Below are 19,039 nucleotides of genomic sequence, written 5' to 3' on the forward strand. Positions count from 1 at the left end.
TTGTTGATGACGATGCGGTTGATAGAGAACAAATACGCCGTATGATATCACGCTCTAATATACAGGCTAAAATTTCAGAAGCATCTTCTATTGAAAGCTCTATGTCTTACCTTGAGCATAGGGAATTTGATTGCGTCATAGTTGATTACCGATTAGGTATCGGATCGGGGCTTACTCTGCTGGATAATATTAGAAAGTCTGTAAATAACCACTGTGCTGTGATTATGATCACGGGCTTAGGGGATGAAAAAATAGCAGCAGAAGCTATGCGCCTAGGGGCAAGCGATTATTTACTTAAAAACCAATTAAAAAGCGATCAGTTGATACACTCTATATCTAGTTCCATTCAACGCGCAAGCTTAGAAAAAAAACTTCATAACATGGCACATTACGATAGCCTAACAGGCTTAGCAAGCCGCCCAATTTTAATTGATCAACTTCAACAGGCCATTACATCTCAGCAAAAGCTCGCCGTTGCCTATTTAGATTTAGATAACTTTAAACCCATTAATGACAAATATGGTCATGAAACCGGTGATTTCGTGTTGAAAACCATTGCCCAAAGGCTACAAAACACATTACGCAAGGAAGATACACTAGCGCGTATTGGTGGAGATGAGTTTATCCTTTTATTAAGAGGGGCTGCGCACACAATACAAGAATATGAGATTCTGTTACAAGACGTGCTGATTGAGGTAAACGACCCTATAAAATTAGCAGAGTTTTCGTGCTCCGTTCAAATTTCAGTCAGCATCGGCGTTGCACTTCCCAGTGATGATGGCTTAACTTGTGATGACATTTTACGAAGAGCCGATCAAACTATGTACCAAGCAAAAAGATCAGGAACAAACCGGATTCTGTTTTTTGATCCAGAGGAAGAAAGCCTAAGGCATGCAAGACATGATTTGTTATTGGCTGCTGAAAAAGGCATTGCTCGTAAAGAGTTTATTTTACATTATCAACCAAAGGTAAATTTAATGGATCACCAGTTAATTGGCGTTGAAGCCTTAATACGCTGGAATCACCCTACTTTGGGTTTACTTTACCCTGGTCACTTTTCAGAGGCATTAGAGCACCCACACATTGGTATATTAATTGGTGAATGGGTACTTGCTGAGGCCTTAAAACAACATAAAATTTGGACAAGAAATCATCTTTCTATGAGTGTAAACATCTCTCCAGCTCATTTACTTAGTGAGGGCTTTGTTGAAAACCTCAGAGAGTTACTCATCAGCACTAATAATATAAAACCAAAAACCCTCGAATTAGAAATTTTAGAGAGCACTACAATTGGAAACGTTGACCAAGCAGTCGACGTTCTCAATGGCTGTAGAAATTTAGGTGTAAGTATTGCGTTAGACGACTTTGGTACAGGTTACGCCTCTTTGAGTTACTTAAAAAAATTACCTTTAGATACATTAAAAATAGATCAAAGCTTTGTTAAAAAGCTCCTATCAGACCATGAAGACAAGTCCATAGTTACGTGTATCGTGGCGCTAAGTAAAGCATTTGGGTTTAACCTAATAGCAGAGGGGATCGAGTCGCAAGAGCTAGAAAAAGTACTTATAGATATGGGTTGCTATCATGGGCAAGGCTATTATATTGCCAAACCAATGTCTGCAGATAACATGAACTTATGGATAAAAAATATGACATCAACTAAACACTGACCATAAATAATATCCCTCTATTTGGATTGCCAATGATATACATAAATTGGCGTTTGGTAAAAATCTTTAAGCTTGATAACGTTAGTTGGTTTAAATGAAGGTAAAGCGAAAGTGTTACTCACAATAGTGATTTTATTTTTAATTTTGTCATGCTTTAACTTATCTTCAAGCGCTACCATACCACCAGGAAACAAGTAACATACCAAAGTAGACGCAGAACTAAGATCGGCATTTTTGAAGTCTTTACGATAGAGGGTAAGATTACCTAAACCCAAACTATATTTAAAAAGCACTGAAACCATCCAAGGAAACCACGATAACTCATAGCCAATAACCTGTTTATTAGGCTGATTTTTGGCAACCGCTATAACGAGTGTCCCCCAACCTGAACCCAAATCAATTAATGCGCCTTTTTCATCCATGCTTATTGCATTAAGCATAGTTTGGCGCGCTTTGCTTGAGCTCATCATCGGTGAAATTCCCGTTTTTAGCGTGCTCCAAACAATAGATAAAGCGATTAGAAGAACTAAAAAGAAAAGTCCGATAGCAATAAAGTCCATACTAACTAACACCTGATAACGGTTGAATCATCATAATCTCACCTTATCGATTATTTGTTTCTATATAGTAAAACCATTACAAAGAGCACCGTTAGTATAAATTGAGGGCGTTCAGAATTCTGTGTCAGCCTAAGTTGCTAAATATCTAGCACACCATCTAACCTACCTTCGAAGTGGATGGCCAATTGCGACAATGTCAGATTCCAATTATGGATTGGCATTGTCCATTTCTTCGAGGCATTCAATATGCCTGCATACAATAATTTCATCAAGCTGTTTTCATTAGGGAATGCTCCCTTAGTCTTGGTGAGTCGTCTAAACTGGCGATGTACAGCTTCAATTGCATTTGTGGTATAAATAGCTTTACGCACGTAATCTGGATACTTGAAGTAAACCGACAGATTGCCCCATTTACGACGCCAAGACTCGATAACGATAGGGTATAACTTGCCCCATTTGGCATCTAACTCGGTAAGAGCGGCTTCTGCTGCATCTTTAGTGGCAGCCTTATAAACGGGTTTCAAGTCAGTCATAAACTCTTTTTGGTGCTTTGAAGCAACATACTTCATCAAATTCGTAATTCGATGAAGCAACATACTTCATCGAATTACGAATTTGATGAATAACGCACTCCTGTACTTCGGCGTCAGGATAGATTGTTGCTATTGCTTCAGGGAAACCTTTTAGTCCATCAACACAGGCAATTAAAATATCGGATACACCACGATTATGTAAATCTGTTAATACTGATAACCAATAGTTAGCCCCTTCACTTTCAGAGACATATAAACCAAGTAACTCTTTGCGGCCCTCGATATTGACACCTAGTACGGTATAAATAGCCTTACTCACGTAGCGCCCATTTTCTTTAATCTTATAATGAATGGCATCAAGCCAGATAAACGGGTAAAGCGTGTCTAAGCTGCGCGCTTGCCATGCTTTAAGCTCTGGTATCAGTTGGTCTGTTACGGCAGTGATGGTGGCCTCTGATACTTCAACGCCATACATATCCTGTATGTGGCCTCGAATATCTCGGTAGCTCATACCTAAAGCAAACATAGATAGAATTTTCTCATCAATTTCAGGCGTTAACTTGGTTTGGTTCTTTTTAACAAGCTGAGGTTCAAACGAACCTGAACGGTCTCTGGGCGTTTCAAGTTCGAATTGACCTATGGATGACTTAACTGTTTTTTTGGTTGAACCATTTTTACGGTTAACTTCGGTCTCAGATTCTAAATGCTGCTCTAATTCAGCTTTAAGAGCCGCTTCGGTGAGTTGTTTGATTAATGGTGTTAGAACACCGTCTTCGCCAGTAAGACCTTTACCAGCTTGAAGTTCAGCTAATGCTTTGCTGAAGTCGAAAGATTGAGTCATGTGTCACTCCTGTTTTCTTAATAATACTGAAATGACACAGATTTCTAAACACTACCTATAAATTATTTTATATTTAACAACTGTTTAAAATAAACCACAAAAAAAGCGCCATTTGGCGCTTTTTAGATTAGTAGCAAGGAATTAATGCTTACGCCCTACGCCGTTGCGCACCATATCTTGGCCGCTTTGAAAAATCTCTTCGGTAATTTCACGGGCTAATAAAAGTTGTTGCTTGTCATCAAACACCGCGACAAAACGGCTGCCGTCGGCATTATTAGTTGCCATGCCCACGCCTGCTACGCCAGTTAAACCTAAACCGCCGTTTTCCACTTGCAGTAAAAAAATTTCAAGTTCAGCGAGTGTATCGATTGCAGTTAGTTTGTTTTCCATTATGGTTACTCTGTGTTGCTCGCCATAGCGAGTCTGTAAATAATATGCAGTTATTTTACAGATCATAGTGGCAAACTTAAACCATCAAATATTAACCTTTATGCATTCCACGAATAGGGTAATTATTATCAGGGTTTTTAATCCAAGTTATACCTCGCAATAAAGTAGACAGATCTGGTCTTACAAATGGATTATTTGAGATATCAACAACTTGTACTGTACCGTGTTCATTCACTACATACACAGCAGGCTCAGCAAATAAATGGTCTGTTTCTTGAGCGTTGCGAGGTTGAGAAACATACAGCCCTAACGCATTCATTTGTTCAGGCTTTAATTCAAACGCAATGGGGTAACTCACTGATAACTTCTCTTTATGTGTTAACAACTGCGCTTCGCTGTCGGCCGATACAGCAATTAAAGAAACTCCAATGTCTTGTAATGACTGTTTAATTTCTTCTAACTGATTTAGATACTGCGTACACATAGGACAATGCTGGCCACGATACACAACCACCATTTGCCAAGCAGCGTCTTGCTGGACACGCCCTAACTCTACTTCGTTACTATTTAGTACAGGGCAATTAATCTTTGGGAAACGACTCCCCGGAAGAAGTTTATTTGTATACTGTGATGCATTAGTCATTGTGTTTCCTCTCAAAAGTGTGTACTTATATGTGCTTTAAAGCGCGCTAAGTCAGTATCTATATCGGCGTTTTTCATAACATCAAAACAAGCAATGGTAGGCATTGCTGTCATACCAAAAAACTTAAAGTTCATATGCATTGGGAACATTAAGTCGTCAACACTTTTACCATTAAAAAATTCTTCTGAATTGTTAAATGACTCCTCTGGTGCGTTAAATGTGAGTGACATCATATATTTAGTATCTTTAAGTGTGCCACCTGTGCCATAACCGCTTTTTGGGTCGTCCTGGTGACGACCATCGCCATTACACATGGCGCCACCCATACCGGCTGTATACACCTCGTCCATATATCTTTTAAACGAAAATGGCACGCCCATCCAGTTAATAGGTGATTGCAGTAAGACAACGTCAGCCCATTGATGAAGTGCTAATTGTGCCTCTACATCAATACTATCTGTCATAGTTACGGTTTTAACTTCATGGCCTTTTTCTATCAGTATCGATGATGCTACATCAACTAGGGTGGCATTTAATTTGCCCTCTGAAAAAGAATAATATTGGTGTGCATTTATAATGAGTACCTTGCTCATGTGATCTCTCCAAAAATAGTACAAAAATTGGTCTTTACTTTAATGTGGTATATAATAGTTACCTGAAGAATAGATTCAATTAGTATACTTTTAGTAACCACCCTATTTTAGAGGTTAAATTTTGGAAAGCTCTATAGAAACAGATAGTAAGGGAAGAAAAAAAGTTTTAAATGCCTGCTTAGAACCTTGTGCTATTGAAAAAGGAATGCGCTTAATTGGCGGGAAGTGGACAAGTTCTATTATTTATCACTTAAAAGATGAACCTGTTCGCTTTAATGATCTAACTCGAATGTTAGGTGGAGCGAGCAAAAAAATGATAGATCAACGTTTAAAAGAGTTAGAGGTCAATAAGATGGTTTTAAGGACGGTGATCAGCACTAGACCTATTGCTGTCACCTACGAGCTCACTGAGTTTGGGCGCTCTGCACTAGGAATTCTTCACGATCTTAGAGTTTGGTCTGAGTCTAATATTTTAGACTAATTACAAAATAAAAACCCCGCAGATGCGGGGTTTTATGTATTAGCTTTGCTTCATTGTGCCTTGTTGCTCAAGGCGGGTATGCCAGCTGAATGCCTCTTCTAAAATATGAGGCGTATGACCGCCACGAACACATGCACGCTCGTAGTAGTCAAGCATGGCGTTGCGATAATCTGGGTGTACACAGTGTTTAATTACTTCAACAGCCCGTTCGCGTGGCGCTAATCCACGTAAATCAGCAAGGCCTTGCTCGGTCACTAAAATATCAACATCGTGCTCGGTATGATCGACGTGGCTTACCATAGGTACCACGCTTGAAATAGCGCCGCCTTTAGCAATTGATTTAGTTACAAACACCGATACATGCGCATTACGTGCAAAGTCGCCTGAACCACCAATACCGTTCATCATTTTAGTACCACACACATGAGTTGAGTTAACGTTGCCATATATATCAAACTCAAGTGCCGTGTTAATTGCAATAATACCTAAACGACGCACAATTTCAGGGTGATTCGACATTTCTTGTGGGCGAAGTACTAGCTTATCGCGGTACTTTTCAAGGTTATTAAATACTTGTGCGTTACAACGCTCTGATAAAATAATTGAACACCCAGAGGCAAAATTAAGTTTACCCGCATCAATTAAGTCAAAGGTAGAATCTTGTAGTACCTCTGAGTACATAGTGAGGTCTTTAAAATCTGAGTCTAATAAACCCATCATGACTGCATTGGCTATGTTACCAATACCCGCTTGTAATGGGCCTAAGTTTGCAGGCATGCGCTGTTGCGCTACTTCTTCTTTAAAAAAGTTAACTAAATGGCGTGCAATAGAGGCGGTATCGGCATCTGGGTCGGTTACTGTTGAAAATGAGTCACTTTGATTGGTAAATACAATACCCACAATTTTAGCCGGATCGATTGGAATAGCAGTACTACCGATACGGTCATCTACTTTTACTAGCGGCACTGGAGTACGCGTAGGACGATACGACGGAATGTATATGTCGTGCAGCCCTTCAAGCTCTGGCTGATGTAACATGTTAATTTCTACAATTACTTCTTTAGCAAAAATAGCAAAGCTTGCTGAGTTCCCCACTGACGTTGTAGGTACTATGTGGCCTTCTTCTGTAATAGCAACGGCTTCAATCACCGCTACATCTGGCATAGTTAACTGATGATTACGTAACTGTTCAACAGTTTCTGATAAATGCTGGTCAATAAACATGACCTCACCGTTGTTAATTGCTTTACGTAATGTGCTGTCTACCTGAAATGGCATACGACGCGCTAACGCACCTGATTCAGTAAGTAGCTTATCTAAGTCGTTACCTAATGACGCGCCCGTCATTAGGTTAATTTTCATTGGGTTTTCACGTACACGCTCGGCAAGTGCACGTGGTACAGCTTTCGCTTCACCAGCACGAGTAAAGCCACTCATGCCCACGGTCATGCCGTCTTTAATAAATAAACTGGCCTGCTCTGCAGACATCACTTTGTTGTGTAAGTCACTACGACGAATTCGTTCTAATTGCATTTGGAACCCCTTAAACCCCATTATTATTTGGGCGCTATTCTAAGTATTTCCTTATGCTTCGTAAGCTAGACCTAAGTCTCATTTACGCATAGTTGGTATAAAAACGTTGCAGAGCGCTTTAATTTTGTACACTTTATTACTTAACTTATTGCTGTTATTGGGGTTAGAATACCAAAAGATTTATTCAGTGATTTAACTAAACAAGCTTAAAAGAAAATATAATTAAGTTAAATCAATTGCTTATAAATTCAGCCAGGAAAGCTGAAATTATAAATTGTATAAAAATAAAGCCGTACAGGCCAAATCTTACAAAATAATAAACTGGTCATTCATTGGGCAGTAACCTTGTAAGGAATAGAATCTAGGATTTACGTATTAAGGAAAATACATGGATTTGTCTGACGAAGAAATTAACTTTTTATCTGGGTTGTTTGAACCTAGTCAAAGTACAGCATTAATTAATGAAACAAAACTAACAGTACAAACATCAATACCAGATGGTATTGCGCATTTACTTGGTCAGGCTAAATTAACCCTATTAGCAGAAGTAGCTCATTACCAACTGTGGTTTCCACTTCAATTTAAAACTGATGAATTAGGCCATTTCAGTACTGTGTTAGCTGCCCCAGAAGTGATTGATACTAAAGGCACTCAACGTAGCTGGCGATTAAGTGAATTAAATATTCAAAGCCAAGGTTTTTGCATTGAATCTATCTCAAGCACAGGAATATTTTTAAAACCCACATCAATAAACAGTGAACTTGATGAGTTACAAAATATGCAATTTATTTTACCCAATGAAGCGGCTATATCATTAGACATAGAACCCGTTAGGCACAGTGAGTGTGGCATAGCAGCTAAAATAAAGCATATTCACCATGGTAAAGAGCAGCTGAGAGCGTATTTATTTGAAGTGCATAAACGTGAATATTCAAGCTTATATCAACTTGAGCATAAGCAAGAACTGGGGCTATCAAACTAAAAAGCCACACTAATTAAGTGTGGCTTTACGGATTAAATAAACTAAATTTAGGTCATTTTTACTTTAATCGTTTTGCTATTTCAGCAACGCGCTCACCGTATAAACGAGCCGTTTCTAAATCGCCTGATGGAATTGCAGATTCATCTGCATCAGTAGGTGATTGTACTAATACGCCAACCGAACCGCCTAAGTTATTGATGTCTTGACGGGTTGATTCCAATTTATTGGCGGGTGGTAACCCTAGGCTTACCCAAATTCCACCATGCTGTGAAGCTAACGTTTGCATACTAATTAGGGTGACTTGTTTGTCGCCATTTAGGCTGCCGCTATTAGTAAAACCGCCAAACACTTTATCTTTCCAACCCATGGTAAACCACACTTTAGAGGTGGCATCGACAAACTTTTTAAACTGCCAAGGGTATGAGCCCATATAGGTAGGTGCACCAAAAATAATGGCGTCTGCATTGTTTAATGCATCCCAATCGGTGTCTTTAATATCACCATTTTCATCGATTGCAATAAGCTGAGCGTTTGCTCCATCAGCCACAAATTCCGCCACTTTTTTGGTATGGCCATATCCAGAAAAATAAATAACCGCTACTTTACTCATGAACCTTCCTTTTGTTGTGATTTAATAACACGCTTTAAATATAGTATGGCCGCTTAATCTAAAATCAACTAAGCAGCGTGTTTAATTAAATTAAAAGGTACTCACTGAAATTTCTAAATTACTCACCGCACAGCCATACTGCTCAGCACTAATACGGTGATAAGCCGACTCAGGCTTAGTTGATAGACTAATAATAAACGCATCTTGCTGACCAACAGCTGTTTGTTCTTGGCTCAAGCACATGGCTTGCGTTAAAGAGCGCAATTTGGCATCCGTTAAAATACTGCCGAAACGCTGAACCGGCAAAGGCGGTATTTTAATTGCTGGCAATGCTTGGCTAATACTGCGCTGACTTAAGGTAAAATCATTATTTTTAATATCAATCACACTGCCAGCAGGCCAGTACGAGTAACTGTAGGTTTTAGTTTCAGCCTGAGCCTGCCCTGTTGATTTAACCATCACCACACCATTTTTACCAATTACGGTCATTAAATTCCCTGATTCAGATTTAATAACCACTAAGGCGGTGGTTTCGTCTACACCAAAACCAAATGCGGGTTGAGCTTGATTTGCACTGAAGCTGTCGAGCAAGGTGCCTAGTCTTAATGTACGGTTTCGCTCACTAAAGTGTGTATCGAGTACACCGTAACTAAATGTGCCTAAACCCCCAAAGCGGTTGTAAGTTAAACTATCGCTGTTTGAGCGCTCACTGGGTGCATCAATGGCTTGCGCGCCTTCTTTCAATGCCGATAAACTTGTGCCATTAGTGATCATAACCACATTACCACCGTGCGCTTGCCCGCCACTTTGCACTGCGGTGCCTGCACTTGTACCTACAACAACAGGGCGAGACTGTAACGCTTTTGTCCATGGATATGGCTGATTATTTTCATCAAACAATACCTTGCGCGTTAAGCTTTGATCGCCGCCATTAAACATAACACCGGTACTATTTTTGATTAGCTGCACTAAAGCGTCTGTGCCGTTTTTACACAGCAAATATTCTGCTTGAGTGCGATCAGGGTAAATATGTTCACGTTGATATAGCCCCATTTCAGAGTGCCTAAGCGTGTTTAAATCATCACATTTATTGGTAGTTATTGCTTTAGCAAGCGCAGGAGTTAATGCAAGCCATTGTGAATTTATATTGGGAAAACGAAGTAATCCTTCGTAAAAATCAGCAGATTCATAAGGGTCTCTGCTTGAGGCGGTAATGGCTAGTATGCTCGGGTTAGTACTTTTTACTTTTAAACTGCCCGATATAAATTGCAAAATATCTGTCGCGGCGGATTCGCTATTAAGCGCGGTATTGACCTGCTCTTTTAGTCGCGTATTGTCGCTCTGCAGCTGCGCTACTTCAAGCATATCTATTACAAAATTGTATTCTTGATCCGTTAAACTATTGAGCTGTTTACTATCAATATCGCGCCATAACCATAACAGCTCTTTTTTTGACAATGTGGGTGATGATTTAGCCTGCATTGTTGCTAAATTTTTAATAGTTTTGTTTTTAGCTTGCGTATTTTTACTTGGCCATTGTTGCTTTATTTGACTAATTTTAGCGTGGGAGAGCGCAAATACATTATGTATTTTACCCGGAATTTGTGTGTTTTTTTCACAATTTTTAGGGCTTAAACTAACACACGTTGTGAGTGCACCGCCGACTAATACTAACGTTTGTTCAGATTCTTTTGCGCTTAACTGCAGCGAAAAAGCAATAAAAAACGAAAAAACAGCCGTTATTATGCGTGATTTAGCTAACCGTTTGTTTGGTAAATATATTCGTTCCATTATGTTATACTCATGTAAAAAATTATAAGAAATAACTTGCGAGAGCGTCTCTCACTTGCTATAAAAAAAAGGAACTTTAAAACGCGAGTAAGCTAGCACCCCTTTGCTGGCTTTGTCAAAAACCTTTTGGAATGAGAATTATGTTTAAAAAAGCACGTTTGCTTACAACATATTTCTACTCACCACACTACCTTTCGGAGTGGTTTGACGAGTAGCCCTCCACCTCACTTTTTCACAGTGAGGGGCTTAGCGTGTCATTTCACCACTGCCCTGTCTAAAAATATAACAATTAAAAGCCACAGATCTGTTTGTATGTTTTTGTGCGCTTAAAAAGACAAAAGGTATTTAAGATGTTTCGTCAACTAACAATTGCGGCCACAGTAAGCGCATTACTGAACCCGATCACTTTTGCACATGCACAAGAAACCAACACCGACACCAACATTGAACGAGTAGAAGTAACAGGATCTCGCTTAAAAGGCGTTGATCTTGAAGGAACTATCCCATTAACCGTACTAGACCAAGATGCAATCAAACGCTCTGGCGCTAATACCATTCATGAATTACTCAAAGATTTATCTGTTTTTAAGGGCGGAAGCGGCACATTTTCAACCTCTGAAAGTGGCGGTACGTCTACTTCAACACCAGCGGGTCAATCAGCAGCGAGCTTAAGAGGCATGGGGCCATCAGCAACGCTGACATTAATAAATGGGCGAAGAGTTGCACCTAGTTCATTTGCTGCAGGTACTGAAAACTTTGTAGATGTAAACTCTATTCCACTAGCCGCCATTGAGCGCATTGATATTTTAGCCACAGGCGCATCAGCCGTTTATGGTGCCGATGCTGTGGCAGGTGTTATTAACTATATTTTAAAAGATGATTTTGAAGGCGCTGAAATCAATACTTCGTTTGCCGATAGCTTTGATCAGCATGACGAAAGTAAAAAACAATTAAACTTAGTTTATGGTACAAAAATAGGCGAAAGTAATTTAACGGTATTTGCTGATATATATGACCGTAACGCTTTTAAAGCGACCGATCGTAATTACACGGCCTCTCCCTCTTTAGCGAATGGTTACTCCTATTTACCTAAGCTGGAGAACTCACCTAATGTTTATTACTTCAGCAGCCGAGATGGGAACGAACTTCCATCACCAAACTGCAAAACCGAATTAGTTACTACTGAATTTGATGAACAAATTTGTGCTTACTACCCTAATCAAGATGATTACCTAGAAACGCCATTTGAAAGCCTTTCAACCGGCTTTATGTTTAATAGTGAGCTTGGTGGTATGCAATGGCATACTGACTTTTTTTACAGTCAGACCAAGGCAAAAGCGTACTCATCGCCCTCACCTATTAACCAAATTAATGACGACGATGGCCCGTATGTTTTAGAAGACGCCTTATTTATTTACGATAATGCCGATGGTAGTAATGATTTATTAGATCAACTCTACATTGACCCATTTGATACCCAAAGTGGTCGAGAAGTGTATGGTTTTGCATTTGATGCGCGCTTTAATGCCCCAAGAACGGTGGAAGTAGAAACGAAAAACTTTCGCTTGGTAAGCAGTCTAAGTGGTGAAATTGGTGATTGGGGTTGGGAATCTGGGGTAACCTTTTCTCGCTCACGTTCAGAGCAAGAAGCGATTGCAGGGGTTTATAATCGTTACCAGTTCCATGGCGCTATCACCGGCGAGCTATGTTCAGACGGTACGCTGGCAAGTTATGACGGTACTGACTTAAACTGTGCATCGGGAGAACTGCTGCCTTTTTACAACCCTTTCCTTCAAGGCGACGCCGCTAATGATGCCGTTTTGGCAACAGCGCAAGCTCGCCCAACACGCAGCGGAGAAAGTACAGTTTACGGCTGGGATGCTAATTTTAATGGTGAGCTATTTACCTTTAACGACCTACCTGCCTATGCCTCATTTGGGGTAGAAGCACGCCGTGAAGAGTTAAGCGACATTCCTTCGCTTAATTCACAAGCTCAAGCAGATAAAGACTATCTTGTTGATGTATTTGGCTTTGGCTCTAGTTTATCAGAAGCCGATCGCACTCAATATGCAGCGTTTGCTGAATTAAGTATTTCACTGAGTGAGCAAATAGAGCTGCAAGCAGCAGGTCGATACGATCATTACGATGACTTTGGTGGCACCTTTAATCCTAAAATAGGTTTGAGCTATCGCCCAACTGATTCGTTGGTTGTTCGAGGTTCATGGTCAACCTCGTTTAGAGCACCATCATTAACGCAGGCTGGCGTTAAATTAAGAACCACACAATCTACTTTTGACTGTGGTGCAAACCAAGCTGTAGCCGATTTATACTGTATGGGTGATGGCACCCAAGTGAGTGTTAATTCGTTAGAGTTAGGTAATCCAAATCTAAATGCAGAAGAATCTGAGGCTATTAGTGTTGGCTTTGCATGGAGTCCCTCGGCTAATACTAATTTAACCATTGATTATTGGCAGTTTGATCATGAAGAAGTAATCGATACCAACATGACCGCTGTGTTAGATCGCGCCATAACCGATGCGTCACTTCGTCACTGTGGCATTGTACCACCGGGCGAGCAAGGCATATCGTACGATGAAGCATTATGTGATGTCACCGACAACAGTGGTTTAAACATAGAGCAAGACGGCGCTAATTTAACTGAGATTTTAAGCAGTTATATAGATGAATTTAACCCACGTGATGACGAGCTATTTTTACCGCTGTTTCGCGATCATGCAATCCCACTTGAAAACACTGGTACACAAACATTAGCTGGCATAGACTTTAAGTTTGACCATAGGTTTGTATTACCAAGCGGCGATTTAACCTTTGCGTTTGACGGCACTCATTACCTTGAGTTTGAACGTAATAAACCGGGGTCTGACTCGTTAGAGAAGCTGGTGGGAACTTATCGTTATCCTGAAAATATTGCGCGTATGTCAATAGATTGGGAAGCGCAAAGTTACTACCTTAACTTAGGTGCAAACTACACCAGCAGCTACGAAGATGATATAGAAGGCCTGCGTAGCCGTGAAATTGATGAGCTAGATTCACTTGGCGTATTAGACTCAAAAGGTGAGCATCAGGTTGATGACTGGCTCGTTTGGGATTTATCTGCGGGTTACTATGTTAATAAATCGCTGACTTTGCGCGCGCGCATCAATAATATTTTTGATAAAGAGCCACCCACACTTTATGGTTCAAGCCGTGGCTTTGATTCAATCAACCATAATGCCCTAGGTGCTAATTACAAATTAAGTATTAGCTACCGTTTTTAACCGCTTAGCCGCAAAGCAAACGCTTTGCGGCATTCCTTTTATTACAGGTCATGGCTACAGTGACACTGCCTATTAAGTGCTAAAGTACGTTTAAGCGTTTATTTACGCATCAACACAATGACCTTTTATTAAAGTGAAATTATGAAACAAAAACAATTTTCTATGCCCGATGCAAGCATCATTTTGCTTTGCGTGGCAGTGATTGCCTATATGGCCACGGTATTTATTACCCCTGGGGTATTTAATGCAGAGCCTGACAGCCATACTGTGCAGCTTTCACAATATCAAGCCGTTAACGACCAACAATCACCACCTGTTTTTGCACAAGGTGGCGAGGTTGGTTTAGCTAATGTATTGTTTGAAGGCCTCGTGTCGGGTGATAAATATGGTGCAGCGATTGGCGTAATGGCGTTTATTTTAATCACTGGCGGTGCCTTTGGCATTATTATGAAAACCGGTGCGATTAATAACGGTATTATGGCACTTATTAATAAGACCCAACGGGTTGAATGGCTGTTTATTCCCTTACTGTTTTTACTATTTTCGTTAGGCGGCGCGGTTTTTGGTATGGGCGAAGAAGCTATTGCCTTTTGTATTGTGCTGCTTCCTATTATGCAACAACTTGGCTACGACGCTAAAGTCACTGTACTTACAACTTATGTGGCCACGCAAATAGGCTTTGCCACCTCATGGATGAACCCTTTTAGCATTGCTATAGCGCAATCGATAGCTGAAATCCCAGTGTTTTCAGGTGCGGGCTTTCGTATGTTAGCATGGGCTTGTTTTACCCTTGTAGGCCTTGTGTTTACTATGCGCTATGCAAAACGGATAAAAACACAACCCCAAAAAACGGGTGATCAGCCAACAATTAAACTTAGCCTAGCCGATGCACTCACATTATTAGTGTTTGTATTGGGCATAGCTTGGGTTGTATGGGGGGTGATGGCGCGCCAATATTATATTCCTGAGCTTGCTGCACAGTTTTTTTGTATTGGCCTTATCAGTGCAATAATTGCCATCGTGTTTAAAAAGCTAACCGCGAATGAGTGCGCGGATGCGTTTAAACACGGTGCACAAGAATTATTGCCAGCGGCGTTATTGGTCGCATTGGCTAAAGGCATTGTATTACTATTAGGGGGTAGTGATTTAACCACTCCCTCACCCCTTAACACCCTACTTTATTACTGTGCAAGCAGCATAGCCAGCGTGCCAGATTACATTGCAGCTTGGGGAATGCTGGTGTTTCAAAGTGTATTTAACTTTTTTGTTTCATCGGGTTCAGGGCAAGCTGCCATCACTATGCCACTGATGTCTCCACTTGGCGATTTGCTCAATGTATCAAGGCAAATTGTGGTATTGGCCTTTCAATTAGGCGATGGATTAACCAACATTTTAATTCCCACCTCAGCTAGTTTAATTGGTTGTTTAGGGGTAGTGAAATTAGATTGGGGAGAATGGGCTGCGTTTATTTGGCGCTTTGCCCTAGCACTTTTTGTATTAGCAAGCGGCTTTATATTTCTTGCTTACTTTATTAATTATCAATAAAAAGAATTTGTTATGTTAACTTTAATTCAAGGTGCAACCGTTTATGCACCCACCTTCCTAGGCACACAAGATGTTTTAATTGGCGGTGGTAAAATCATTGCTATTGACGAAAATATAACCCTCGACAGCAGTGTACTCGTCAAACGGATTGCCGGTAAAAATAAGCTGGTTGCGCCGGGGTTTGTTGATTCGTTAGTGCATATTACCGGTGGCGGTGGCGAGGCTGGATTTGCCAGCCGCACCCCTGAAATGAACCTAACCGATGCAACCTTATCGGGCACCACCACGGTGGTGGCCGCACTGGGTACCGATTCAAGCTCACGTACGCTGACCAATTTGGTTGCCAAAGCAAAAGGCCTTAAAGAGCAAGGGCTGAATGTATTTTGCCATACCGGTTCGTATCATTTACCCGCGAAAACACTCACCCACTCAATTACTGACGACATCATGTATATAGAAGAATTTATAGGTGTTGGCGAAGTGGCGATTTCTGATCATCGTAGTAGCCAACCTACGGTACAGCAATTAGCAGAATTGGCAGCAGAGGCTAAAGTAGCCGGTATGCTCAGTGGTAAAAAAGGCACCGTGAGTATTCATGTCGGTCCTGTTGATAGCCATTTAACTATTTTACATCAGGTGGCTGAGCAAAGTGATATTAAGCTTAAACAGTTTTACCCTACGCATATGAACCGCAATAAAGCACTTCTTGATGCCGGTATTCACTTTTGTGATCAGGGCGGTACTATCGACTTTACCACCAGCACAACCGACTATGATTTAGCCCATGGTGAATATGCAGCAGCCCATGCCCTTGCCTACTGCTTAGAACAAGGCGTAGCACCAAATCAACTCACTATGAGCTCAGATGGCCATGCCAGTTTACCTATTTTTGATAAAGACTTTAATTTATTAGGGCTTGAGGTGGGCAAAGAGGCATCTTTATTAACCTCGTTTCAGCAAGCAGTCAAAGAATATAACGTCCCTATTGAACACGCTTTAATGAGCATAACCAGTAATCCTGCCGATATTTTAGGAGTTGATAAAGGCCGTCTTAAAGCAGCGAGCGACGCGGATGTTGTCCTTCTCGATAAAGAGACCCTAACCCCTGAGTATGTATGGGCTAACGGCACATTAATGGTGCAAAACACCCATGCAGTTATAAAAGGAGTGTTTGAATAAGCTAGTACAGCTAAAATGCTGCTGAGATATTTCAGCAGCATTTAACACCAAAGAGTTTATTACCCTAGTTTAAACAAATATCAATCCAACAAGGTCACTAGAACCTAGTTGTTAAATTCAGCTACTTTTCGCCGTAGCTAAGTTTTTTGTCGTAAAAAGCAGACCATTTTGATTTATATATTCAGCATAGACCTGAGCACTCATAGGTTTAGAAAAGTAATAGCCTTGAAACTCTTTACATCCCATTTCGGACATTATTAGGACCTGTTCTTCGGTTTCTACTCCCTCGGCTACACACTTAATATTAAGTTCATCACACATCACATGCACGGCTTTAACTAAGCTTTTTTGGCGTGTAGAGCTTGTAACCTTACTTATTAAAGAGCGATCCAATTTAAGTTTATCAATGGGATAATCAGCAAGTCGTGCAATATTCGAGTATCCAACACCAAAATCATCCACTGTAATAGTGAACCCCCAATCTTGCAGAGTTTGCATAAGTTTTAAGGAGTGAACTTGGTTAGCCTCAAGTGACGTTTCAGTAAGCTCTAATTCTATTTGATTCGGTTTTACATTAAAATCCGCCAAATATTTTACCAACTTTGACATAAAATCAGCTTGGCTAAAATCGAGCAAAGATATGTTTATTGCTACGGGTAAAAGTGGCAAACCAACTTTACCCCATTGGGCAATTTGAGCGCAGACTTTTTGAATAATTAAGTCCGTTAATCGGCTAATCATTCTATACTCTTCTGCAATAGGAATAAATACAGCGGGCGATACACTGCCAAGTACAGAGCTATGCCAACGAGCTAATGCTTCAAGCCCTATACATTCACCTTTTGCATTCACTTTAGGTTGATAATGTACTGACAGATCATTTTGTTGCAAAGCTTCATCAAGTAACATGGAAATTTCATACTTTTCCATAAAGGCCTGTGATTGTTTTTGATTGTAACCATTAAATGGCGAGTTATAGTCTGCGAGTTTAAGCGCCTCACACGCATTACTAAGAACAATCGCACTATTTTCACCATGCTCAGGACACTTAGCAAAACCAAATAAAAATGATTGCTGGTAATTAGTACCAAGCACATCATAAGCTTGATCTAAGGTGCTTTTAATTTGTATTAATAACTTGTTTTGCTGTTCACTTGAGCTTGAACCAATAATAAAGCCAAGTTTGCCACCTTCTATATACGCACAAAGCAAAGGTCCCTCTGACATTGCTTTTAAGCGCTTATAAGCAGTAATTAACAATGATTGCGAGTCAGCTTTGTTAAGTTTTAAATTTAAATATTCACTATTTGCGCTTTGTGTAACGACAATATAAAACCCTTTTTGGTATTTAGACGTTAACCTATCGCATTGCATCTCAAACCACTCTCGATTAGGCAATTTCGTTTGCGAGTCTCTAAACCTTAGACGTTTGTTCTCTTGCTCCATCATAGACAAATTTTGTTTAATTAACTGCTCTTGCGTGCAATCATAAAAGTCATACACTCGGTAATTTGTACTCATTGCTATTTGCTGATAATTACTCTTATAGTAGCGACTCTTATATTCTATGATTTGATTTTTTATATTTAACTCTTTGCTATTAAGTGCAGGGAATAACCCATCAATTCTTACAGCCTTTTCTTTCAAGCTGTTTTTTAATCCAAACATTTCAATAGCATGTTGATTTAAATCTGTAATTACTAAATTTTCGTCGACAATAATTTTAGCTTTATTAGATTCAGTAAATAAGGTGCGATAAAGCTCGTTTTTATCTTTAAGGAAGCTATTAGCATTTAACATGGTTTTGTTTAAACGTTTGGCAGCAACAATTGTTCGCGCAGTGGCAAGTGGGATACAAATATTAAAAAATAAAAATATCAGGCCTGTAATATATAAGTCAGCTTCTGGTAATTGGCTTGCTATTCCTGAATAGCCGGATAAATCAACATTATTAATAATCATGTAAAAAGGTATGATGTTTAAAATACCGTAGGCCAAAGCCGTTCTGTAACCGAGTAGCATAAGAGCAATGATGGGACATGAATACATAAACATAGAACCCACCTTGGCAAGCTCTAAGTCAGTTAAAAATAAATTCATTGATAAACTACCGGCAACGATAGTTAATAGAAGTGCATTTGCACTAAATGTGTAAAATCGCTTACTTGCTAATAAAAGACTAAAAGCAATAGTGAAAAAACTAATAGTAATAACTGCAATATAAATTAGGTTAAATTCAATTGCGCGGGTGTATGTATAACAAACGACCAAAAAACAGAGCAAAGTAACGAGAGTTAAAATTATCCGTAGTGCACTCACCCGCCAGTGTGCGACTTCATCATGGGCAGTATGATGATCGTTAAGTAAGAAGTACTTATTGAGAAAGTGCATAATAAAAATCAGTTAAGAC

General features: G+C 40.0%; 14 protein-coding genes and 1 pseudogene. 6 read left to right on the forward strand and 9 right to left on the reverse strand.

Going from position 1 to position 19,039, the window contains the following annotated elements:
• Positions 1 to 1,670, forward strand: a 1,670-nt coding sequence (locus ACTRWE_RS13795; protein WP_462880149.1) for a putative bifunctional diguanylate cyclase/phosphodiesterase, incomplete at its 5' end; no start/stop codon positions are given.
• A gap of 17 nt (positions 1,671 to 1,687) precedes the next feature.
• Here ACTRWE_RS13795 and ACTRWE_RS13800 read toward each other — a convergent pair.
• From ACTRWE_RS13800 to ACTRWE_RS13820, 5 genes and pseudogenes are all read right to left on the reverse strand, one after another.
• A complete protein-coding gene (locus ACTRWE_RS13800) occupies positions 1,688 to 2,230 on the reverse strand; it encodes a methyltransferase (protein ID WP_350608482.1) in 543 nt (180 codons plus the stop codon).
• Positions 2,231 to 2,367: 137 nt separating this feature from the next.
• A pseudogene (locus ACTRWE_RS13805) lies at positions 2,368 to 3,604 on the reverse strand (IS256 family transposase).
• A 141-nt stretch (positions 3,605 to 3,745) separates the two neighbouring features.
• Positions 3,746 to 3,994, reverse strand: coding sequence for a hypothetical protein (locus ACTRWE_RS13810; protein ID WP_350607891.1), 249 nt, complete (start codon positions 3,992 to 3,994; stop codon positions 3,746 to 3,748).
• A gap of 91 nt (positions 3,995 to 4,085) precedes the next feature.
• Positions 4,086 to 4,637, reverse strand: a complete 552-nt coding sequence (locus ACTRWE_RS13815; RefSeq protein WP_010392826.1) for a redoxin domain-containing protein — start codon at positions 4,635 to 4,637, stop codon at positions 4,086 to 4,088.
• Between the two features lie 11 nt (positions 4,638 to 4,648).
• The gene (locus ACTRWE_RS13820) at positions 4,649 to 5,230 is read right to left on the reverse strand and encodes an NAD(P)H-dependent oxidoreductase (RefSeq protein ID WP_109874855.1); all 582 of its coding nucleotides are present in this window, start codon (positions 5,228 to 5,230) and stop codon (positions 4,649 to 4,651) included.
• Between the two features lie 121 nt (positions 5,231 to 5,351).
• Between ACTRWE_RS13820 and ACTRWE_RS13825 the strand changes: the two genes are divergently transcribed.
• A complete protein-coding gene (locus ACTRWE_RS13825; protein WP_350607892.1) occupies positions 5,352 to 5,711 on the forward strand; it encodes a winged helix-turn-helix transcriptional regulator in 360 nt (119 codons plus the stop codon).
• 39 nt (positions 5,712 to 5,750) lie between these two features.
• Here ACTRWE_RS13825 and ACTRWE_RS13830 read toward each other — a convergent pair whose 3' ends face one another.
• Positions 5,751 to 7,244: an acetyl-CoA hydrolase/transferase family protein gene (locus ACTRWE_RS13830; RefSeq protein WP_013464626.1), complete on the reverse strand. Its 1,494-nt coding sequence runs from the start codon at positions 7,242 to 7,244 to the stop codon at positions 5,751 to 5,753.
• Between the two features lie 388 nt (positions 7,245 to 7,632).
• Between ACTRWE_RS13830 and ACTRWE_RS13835 the strand changes: the two genes are divergently transcribed.
• Entirely contained in the window at positions 7,633 to 8,226 is a 594-nt protein-coding gene (locus ACTRWE_RS13835; RefSeq protein ID WP_013464625.1) for a hypothetical protein, read from the forward strand.
• A gap of 58 nt (positions 8,227 to 8,284) precedes the next feature.
• Here ACTRWE_RS13835 and ACTRWE_RS13840 read toward each other — a convergent pair whose 3' ends face one another.
• Both ACTRWE_RS13840 and ACTRWE_RS13845 read right to left on the reverse strand, forming a co-directional pair.
• The gene (locus ACTRWE_RS13840; RefSeq protein WP_350607893.1) at positions 8,285 to 8,836 is read right to left on the reverse strand and encodes a flavodoxin family protein; all 552 of its coding nucleotides are present in this window, start codon (positions 8,834 to 8,836) and stop codon (positions 8,285 to 8,287) included.
• Positions 8,837 to 8,926: 90 nt separating this feature from the next.
• Positions 8,927 to 10,627 carry a cyanophycinase gene (locus ACTRWE_RS13845; RefSeq protein ID WP_350607894.1) on the reverse strand — a complete coding sequence of 567 codons (1,701 nt, stop codon included), beginning with the start codon at positions 10,625 to 10,627 and terminating at the stop codon, positions 8,927 to 8,929.
• Positions 10,628 to 10,977: 350 nt separating this feature from the next.
• On the opposite strand from ACTRWE_RS13845, the gene ACTRWE_RS13850 reads away from it, so the two are divergent.
• The 3 genes from ACTRWE_RS13850 to iadA all read left to right on the forward strand — a co-directional run bounded on the left by ACTRWE_RS13850 (position 10,978) and on the right by iadA (position 16,629).
• Positions 10,978 to 13,905, forward strand: coding sequence for a TonB-dependent receptor domain-containing protein (locus tag ACTRWE_RS13850; RefSeq protein WP_350607895.1), 2,928 nt, complete (start codon positions 10,978 to 10,980; stop codon positions 13,903 to 13,905).
• Between the two features lie 141 nt (positions 13,906 to 14,046).
• Positions 14,047 to 15,450 carry a putative basic amino acid antiporter YfcC gene (gene yfcC, locus ACTRWE_RS13855; protein ID WP_462880150.1) on the forward strand — a complete coding sequence of 468 codons (1,404 nt, stop codon included), beginning with the start codon at positions 14,047 to 14,049 and terminating at the stop codon, positions 15,448 to 15,450.
• 12 nt (positions 15,451 to 15,462) lie between these two features.
• The gene (gene iadA / locus ACTRWE_RS13860; RefSeq protein ID WP_013464620.1) at positions 15,463 to 16,629 is read left to right on the forward strand and encodes a beta-aspartyl-peptidase; all 1,167 of its coding nucleotides are present in this window, start codon (positions 15,463 to 15,465) and stop codon (positions 16,627 to 16,629) included.
• Positions 16,630 to 16,746: 117 nt separating this feature from the next.
• Here iadA and ACTRWE_RS13865 read toward each other — a convergent pair whose 3' ends face one another.
• Positions 16,747 to 19,020: an EAL domain-containing protein gene (locus ACTRWE_RS13865; RefSeq protein WP_462880151.1), complete on the reverse strand. Its 2,274-nt coding sequence runs from the start codon at positions 19,018 to 19,020 to the stop codon at positions 16,747 to 16,749.
• Positions 19,021 to 19,039 lie beyond the last annotated feature (19 nt).

This window comes from Pseudoalteromonas sp. G5_S1_54_S4 (genome assembly GCF_054968565.1).